Source organism: Microbacterium sp. (genome assembly GCF_031988965.1).
Lineage (GTDB): Bacteria > Actinomycetota > Actinomycetes > Actinomycetales > Microbacteriaceae > Microbacterium.
This window is the reverse complement of sequence record NZ_DALZXX010000146.1, coordinates 1-7,138: the sequence shown is the minus strand read 5'-3', so window position 1 is coordinate 7,138 and position 7,138 is coordinate 1. Positions and strand designations below refer to the sequence as shown.

6 protein-coding genes are annotated in these 7,138 nt (G+C 67.8%); 1 reads left to right on the top strand and 5 read right to left on the bottom strand.

The window, feature by feature from the left end; translation table 11 throughout:
• Window positions 1-156: 156 nt before the first annotated feature.
• From hpf to mtrA, 5 genes are all read right to left on the bottom strand, one after another.
• Window positions 157-813, bottom strand: coding sequence for a ribosome hibernation-promoting factor, HPF/YfiA family (gene hpf, locus RTM68_RS15925; protein ID WP_194764654.1), 657 nt, complete (start codon window positions 811-813; stop codon window positions 157-159).
• A gap of 93 nt (window positions 814-906) precedes the next feature.
• Entirely contained in the window at window positions 907-1,596 is a 690-nt protein-coding gene (locus RTM68_RS15920) for a phosphoribosyltransferase family protein (RefSeq protein ID WP_312172773.1), read from the bottom strand.
• 106 nt (window positions 1,597-1,702) lie between these two features.
• Window positions 1,703-3,421, bottom strand: coding sequence for an LpqB family beta-propeller domain-containing protein (locus tag RTM68_RS15915; protein WP_312172771.1), 1,719 nt, complete (start codon window positions 3,419-3,421; stop codon window positions 1,703-1,705).
• Window positions 3,418-5,100: an MtrAB system histidine kinase MtrB gene (gene mtrB / locus RTM68_RS15910; protein WP_312172768.1), complete on the bottom strand. Its 1,683-nt coding sequence runs from the start codon at window positions 5,098-5,100 to the stop codon at window positions 3,418-3,420. The genes RTM68_RS15915 and mtrB overlap by 4 nt, the downstream gene beginning before the upstream one ends.
• Window positions 5,101-5,107: 7 nt before the next feature.
• Complete coding sequence (gene mtrA, locus RTM68_RS15905) at window positions 5,108-5,788, bottom strand: MtrAB system response regulator MtrA (protein WP_194764658.1); 681 nt, start codon at window positions 5,786-5,788, stop codon at window positions 5,108-5,110.
• 96 nt (window positions 5,789-5,884) lie between these two features.
• On the opposite strand from mtrA, the gene RTM68_RS15900 reads away from it, so the two are divergent.
• The coding region (locus RTM68_RS15900) for a glycerophosphoryl diester phosphodiesterase membrane domain-containing protein (RefSeq protein WP_312172764.1) at window positions 5,885-7,138 on the top strand (1,254 nt) is incomplete at its 3' end.

Here is a 7,138-nt window from a genome sequence, read left to right as displayed (position 1 = left end):
GCGGTCGCCGCGGCGGCGGTGGCGACATCGCCTCCGGAATCCTCGGCGGCCTGGTGATCGGCAGCCTTCTCGACGGCATGTTCGACTGACGGACCCCGTACAGCTGTGTGGCCCGACCCCCGAGAAAGGGGCCGGGCCACACACGTGTTCCTGGAGTCAGGAGGCGAGCGCCTCGGACGGAGGTGCCTGCGTGCTCAGGGCGATGACACCGTAGTCCCAGCCCTTGCGCCGGTAGACCACGCTCGGGTGATCGGAGCGCACATCGACGAACAGGAAGAAGTCGTGTCCGACGAGCTCCATCCGGTCGACCGCCTCTTCGACGGTCATCCATTCCGCGTCGAAGCTCTTGGTGCGGATCACGACGGGCGAGTAGACCTCTTCCTCGTCGTTCTGGATCGGCACACTGCCGGTCGCGACCGCGTGCAGGATGTCGGCCGAGGCCGGCTCGACATCGATCCCCTCGAGGGATCCGCTGCCCTTCTCGAAGTGGGCTCCTCGAGGATGCTGCCGGCCGTCGACGCGCTTCTCCTTCGCACGGCGCAGCTGCTCGGACATCTTGTCGACCGCGAGGTCGAGTGCGACGAACTTGTCGCCATCCGTGGCTTCCGCCCGGACGACCGGGCCCTTGCCGATCAGCGTGAGCTCGACGGTCTCGTCGGGCACCCGACCGTTCCGATACACCCTGTGGGTGACCTTCACGTCAAGCCGCTGCGCCCGCGATGCGAGCGTCTGGATCCTGGCGATCTTCTCCTCGACAACGGTTCGGAAGCGATCGGTGATACCCACTCCGACGCCAACGATGCTTGTTTCCATTGCTGCCTCCTTGTCCCGGTCCTCCCGGCCAAGGGCGGACCGTGGTCGCCTTAGAACCCCCACCGTAGTCCGCCTGGCTACGGATGTCACGGGTCATTTGCTCCGTGTCCCCGAAGCGTTCATCATGCGTTCGCTGTGACGTGGTGTGGCTGCGAGAACGACGGCGGCGATCACGATATGGTTCGCGCGCTGCAGCACGGCCGCAGCCTCATCGAGCGTGGCACCGGTGGTCATGACGTCGTCGACCAGTACGACCCGCCGGCCGTCGCCGCTCCATCGCGCGCGCATCGTGCCGCGCACGTTGGAGGCGCGTCGAGCGGCATCCAGGCCACGCTGATCTCCCCTGGCTCGCTGCACGAGAGCGCGGTGGGGCAGCCCGCCCGCACGCCTGATCAGCAGCTCCGGCACACGATAGCCTCTGCGTCGGAACGCGGTCCGCGAGGTCGGCACCGGCACGATCAGCACATCGCGCATCGAGCAGGCACTCTGCAGAAGCGCGGCATCGACCGCCGTGGCGAGCGCGCGGCCGAGCGGCCTCGCGAGCACGGTCTCTCCGCCGTCTTTGAGACGTCGGATGCAGCGCGCCGCCACCGATTCGAAGGAGAGCGCGGCGTGCACCGGCAGCCCCTCGGGTGTTCGCAACTCGATCGGCACCGGCCGAACACATCGACGGCACGGGTCGCAGAGGACGGTCGCGGGTGAGCCGCATCCCGCGCAGGTGGCAGCGAGCACGAACGCGAGAAGCTCAGGAAGCAGTGCACGCAGGCGAGAGGTGGGGCGCATCTCCCGAGGCTGCCGTGGATCGCTCCCGCGCGCGGCGCCACTCTGACGCTCGACCGGCAGACGGGGGAACTCCGAGACCGAGAGCGCCTGTGCAGAAGGCCCGGTGTCAGCGACCCGCGCGGGTGGCCAGGACGATCACTCCGTCCGTGGATTCGCTCCACGCCGAGCCGCTTCGCGCGTAGACCGCTCCCTCGGCACCGAGCACGCGGATGCCGGCAGCGGAACGCGAGCCCGCGATCGACACGGCTCCGCTCGGTGCGGATTCGGTGGTTCCCGTGCCCCCGACGATCTGCGTCAGGACCGTCCGGTCCTCACGATCGACGAGGAGCCCCACTCTGTCGGACCCCAGCCACACGAGTCCGGCTGCCGGCGCGTCGAGCTGAGCCACGCGCTCGGTCTCGCCGAGCCGCGTCGGCACGCCCGAGTCATCGCGTACGACCGCCGAGATGACGACCCACCGCTGGCCGCCGATCACGACGACCGCCGCCACGCGGGCACCGTCGGCGGACACCCGGATGGCCGAGACCTCGGAGGCCTCGGGCCAGGCGTCTTCGATCGGGTGCGACACCACATCGTCGCCGATCGCCAAGAGCGCTGACGGGGCATCCGACGGCACCGACCAGGTGTAGTCGTAGGGGTCCAGGGAAGGTCGCACCAGCCGCGAGCGCGGGTCCAGCTCGTCCACACGGCCGTCGCCCGCGATGTACACGTGACCGTTCCCCAGTTGCATCGCGGCGTGCGAGTCGTCGCCCGCGACGTCGATGGCGAGGATCGGCTGCGTGATGCCGAGGATCTCCTCGGTGACTCCGGGGATCGGGGTGATCTGGTTCCCGACCACGGTGCCGAAGGCGCCCTCCTTGAGCACGATGCCTCCCCCGTCGGACGGGGTGTCGACGATCTCGACCACACCCGCTTCCAGTGCTCGGCCGTCGACGGTGAATCGCACCTGATTGATCTGGACCCCGGCCGCGGCGAGAGTCTGCTGCAGTTGAGTGCGCATGCGTGCGAGAGTCGTCGCATCGAGACCGAGCGCCGCTCGGTTCAGTGCCACATCGGCCACCTGATCGACGTCGATGGGCACCGCGTCCCGTGCCATCTGCACATCGGGCGGGAACGCGCTCTGAACGGCAGGATCGAGCCAGGGGCTCGGCGCACCGCCGATCAGCGACTGAGTGATCGTCGTGGCGATGGTGACTCGTCGCGGGAACCACCGCACGTCGGGCACCAACCGCTCCCAGGTCTGGTCGTAGTACTGCAGCGCATAGTCGCCGTACACGCGGGGGAACCGCGACTCGTCGATCACGATCCCGTCCGGCGCCTCCGAGATCCGCCACTGGCCCTCGGTGCGGGTCACGACGAACGCGGAGTTCGAGGCGCTCACCGCCTGCGCGAAGGCTCCCGTGCCGTCGACGCTCGCGACCTGCTCGAACTGCACGCGCACGTCGGCGGTGTCGCCGTCCGCAGAGTCGGTGTCGTCATCGATGGTGGAGCTGAAGGATCTGGTGTCGGCGCTGACGTCGATCGACACGCCTGTGTTCGGTCGCCAGGACGCAGCCATCTCGGGTGTGAGGAACTTGCGGGCCGTGTCCCAGTTGTCGGCCGGTGTGATCGCGGCCTCCATGAACCCCTCCACGATCGCCGCCGGGCCCGCCCCCTCGATCGGCCCCGAGGCGAGCGGCAGGAAGTCCGGGTCCTCCGGCGAGGCGCCGAGAGCCAGCCCGGACTGCACGTCACCCGTCGTCGGCAGACCCGTGCACGCGGTCATGATCAGCATCGCCGTCGTCGCGGCGATGGCGGCGAGCACCCGTCGAACGCGCGCGGTCATTCGAGACTCCGCTCGTCGAAGAGCTCGGCGGGGAGATCCGCGAGACGGATCGGCTGCGTGGCATCGCCGAGCTCCCCCATCGGCTCCTGCGGCTCCAGCGGGACCGGGGAAGGGCCATCGATGGCGCCTCCCCTGCGCGGAAGAGTGAGCACGAAGTTCGTCCCCACTCCGAGCTCCGACCAGACCGCGAGGGTGCCGCCGTGCAGCGTCGCGTCGCCGAGCGCGATCGAGAGACCGAGCCCCGTGCCGCCGATGGTGCGCTGTCGCGAGGGATCCGCACGCCAGAAGCGGTCGAACACGCGTTCCGCGTCTGTCGGATTCATCCCGAGTCCGAAATCGTGCACCCCTGCGGCGACCGCGTGCTGGTTGCTGTCGACCGTCACCACGATCGGACGTCCCTCGCCGTGCTCGATGGCGTTGCCGACGAGGTTGCGAAGGACCCGACGGACCCTGCGCGGATCCATGTCGACGGGAGAGTATCCCCCTGGCGCGACCAGACGCAGCTCGCTGCCGCGTTCGTCGGCGAGGGGCTTCATCTGCTCGATGATGTCCTCCGCGAGGTGCGCCAGGCTCGTCGCCTCCAACTCCAGTTGCACAGAACCGGCGTCGTAGCGACTGATCTCGAGCAGGTCGGACAGCAGAGTCTCGAAGCGCTGCACCTGTGTGTGCAGGAGTTCCGTGGTCCGCGACGTCGTCGGATCGAACTCACCGCGCTGATCGTTGAGCATGTCGGCGGCCAGTCGGATGGTGGTGAGAGGAGTGCGCAGCTCGTGGGAGACGTCGGAGACGAAGCGCTGCTGCACGAGAGACAGCTCGCCGAGCTCCTTGATCTGGGATTCGATGCTGTCTGCCATGGCGTTGAAGGATCGACCGAGTGTGGCGATCTCGTCCTCGCCGTGCACGTCGATGCGCACCCCGAGGTCGCCGGAGGCGAGTCGTGCGCTCGTCTCGGCGGCCTCGACGATCGGCGTCGAGACCGAGCGCACGACGATGAACGAGATCACCGCGACGATCGCGACGAGGCCGATGCCGGCGATCCAGAGCGTGCGCTGCACGAACGTGAGCGTGTTGTCCGCGTCCGCCAGGTCATACGCGAAGTACACCTCGAACGGTCCCGCCTCGGGCACCTGCAGCTGCTGCCCGACGATGATCCCAGGCACCGCGCGCCCGGCGACGTCGAGCGACACCGACTGCCAGGACTGACGATCATCGAACTGGACGACGCGATTGCGGAGAGCGGAACTGATGTTGTTCAGGCTGAGACCGGCGGTGAAGCCGTTCAACGCGACCGCATCGGCATCCGCGTCCTCGATACGGATGCCGGCGAAACCCTCGGCTGTCGAGTAACGCCGGAGGTCGGCCTGGATGCTGTCCCAGAGCTCCTGAAGCGCGACGGGATCATCGCTGAGCGCCGCCGAGTCGAGAGTCATCTGAGCGAGGTTGACCGACCTCACGGCGTCTTCGAGACCCTCGTTCTTGCGGGACTCGAAGAGGTCGTTCTGGATCACGAGCGCCATCGTCACGCACGTGATCAGAATCGCGGTGGAGGTGAGGATGAGGGTGATCGTCAGGGTGCGGAAGCGCAGCGATCGCCGCCACAGGGCGCCGAGCACCGTCGGCCATCCACGCCAGTCGCGAAGGACCGCGACCGCCGTGGTCGTCGCCGTCGTCGCAGTCATCGAACCCCTAGCCCGCGCTCCCGGCGCGGTAGCCGACGCCACGGACCGTCATGACGATCTTCGGGTTGTCGGGATCGAGCTCGACCTTCGCGCGCAGGCGCTGCACGTGGACGTTCACGAGTCGCGTGTCCGCCTTGTAGTGATAGCCCCAGACCTGTTCCAGCAGCATCTCGCGGGAGAAGACCTGCTGCGGCTTGGACGCGAGCGCGACGAGCAGCTGGAACTCCAGGGGTGTGAGTGCGATCGGGGCCCCGTCACGACGCACCTCATGCGCATCGACGTCGACCGTGAGGTCACCGACGCGCAACTGCTCTGCGACCGTCTGCGGCGTCGGTCGAAGCCGCGTGCGGATGCGCGCCACGAGCTCCTTGGGGTTGAACGGCTTGACGATGTAGTCGTCGGCGCCGACCTCCAGCCCTCTGACCACGTCTGCGGTGTCGCTGCGGGCGGTGAGCATGATGACGGGGACACCCGACTCCGCGCGGATCCGCGTGCAGATCTCGATGCCGTCCATTCCGGGGAGCATGAGGTCGAGCAGCACGAGGTCGGGGCGCTGGGTGCGCCACTCTTCGACGGCCCGCGCACCGTCGGCGCAGAACACCGGCTCGAAGCCCTCCGTACGGAGCACGATGCCGATCATCTCGGCGAGCGCGATGTCGTCGTCGACCACAAGAATGCGTGAGGTCATAACTGTTACCTTATGGCACTCAGTACCACGGACCCCATGTCTGCGCTCCGCCCGAGTGTTATGACACGATGGGAGCGCACGACGGAGGGAGTGCCGGTGACCGGCCAGACGTGGACCCCTGCCCCGAAGAAGGGCATCATCCCCCTGCATCCGCTGACCTTCGGGATGCTGCTGAGCAGGTCGTTCGCGGCACTGCGCCACAACCCCAAGGTGCTGTTCGGCTTCGGAGTCGTCATCCAGCTGGCCGTCGTCGTGCTCAGTGCGACCGTCATGGGATTCGTCTTCGTCACGACCTTCACCAGACTCGAGTCCCTCTCCCCCGCGTCCTCGGACTTCGAAGCGGTCTTCGCCGGCACCATCGCGATGAACATCGTGGCGGGCATCGCGGTCGGACTCGCGTCGATCGCATTCACCGCTCTGATGCAGGGCGTGGTGGCGGCCGAGATCGGATTCGCGGCGATCGGGGTGAAGGCGTCGCTCGGAACGCTGTGGCGGAGGATGATCCCGTCCTTCTGGCGCCTCGCCGGCTTCGCGTCACTGTCCATCATCTTCGTCTTCGGCGTGATCGTGATCGTCTTCCTCGTCATCGCCGGTTTCATGGCGGGCGGCCTCGGCGGCTCCGGAGAGGCCATCGTCGGCGTCGTGATCCTCGTGATCCTCATCATCGTCGCCACGATCCCCCTTGTCGTCTGGCTGACGACCAAGCTCCTGCTCGTGCCGTCGATCCTCGTGCTCGAGCGCGCGAAGTTCCGCGACGCGATCGTGCGGTCATGGCGCCTCACCCGCGGCCGGTTCTGGGTCGCCTGGGGTGTCACCTTCCTGATCGGCGCGATCATGGGCGTCGCCATGCAGCTCGTCAATCTCCCCGCATCGCTTCTCGGTGCGATGCTCGGGAATGTGCTCTCGCCGACGGGATCGATGGACACGGCGGAGATCATGGGGTTCGTCTTCGCACTGCTGGCGCCTCAGATCCTGCTGCTCGTGCTGCAGGCGATCACCCTGGTCGTGCAGAGCACCGCGGGCACCCTCGTCTACCTCGACAGTCGTATGAGATACGAGGGCCTGGACCAGGCCCTGATCGTCTACGTCGAGCGTCGCGATCTCGGCTGGGACGACGAGCAGCTGGGAGACCCGTTCGCGGTCGATCCCGAGCGTGCCGTCAGCAGTGCTCCCCCTCCGGCGCAGCTGCCCGAGTGGGCACTGGCGACGCAGGGCGGCCAGTACCTGCCGCAGCCGTACCCGGGACAGCCGTACCCGGCGCAACCGTACGCATCGCAGCCGTACCCAGCACAGCAGTACCCAGCACAGCAGTACCCAGCACAGCAGTACCCAGCACAGCAGTACCCAGCA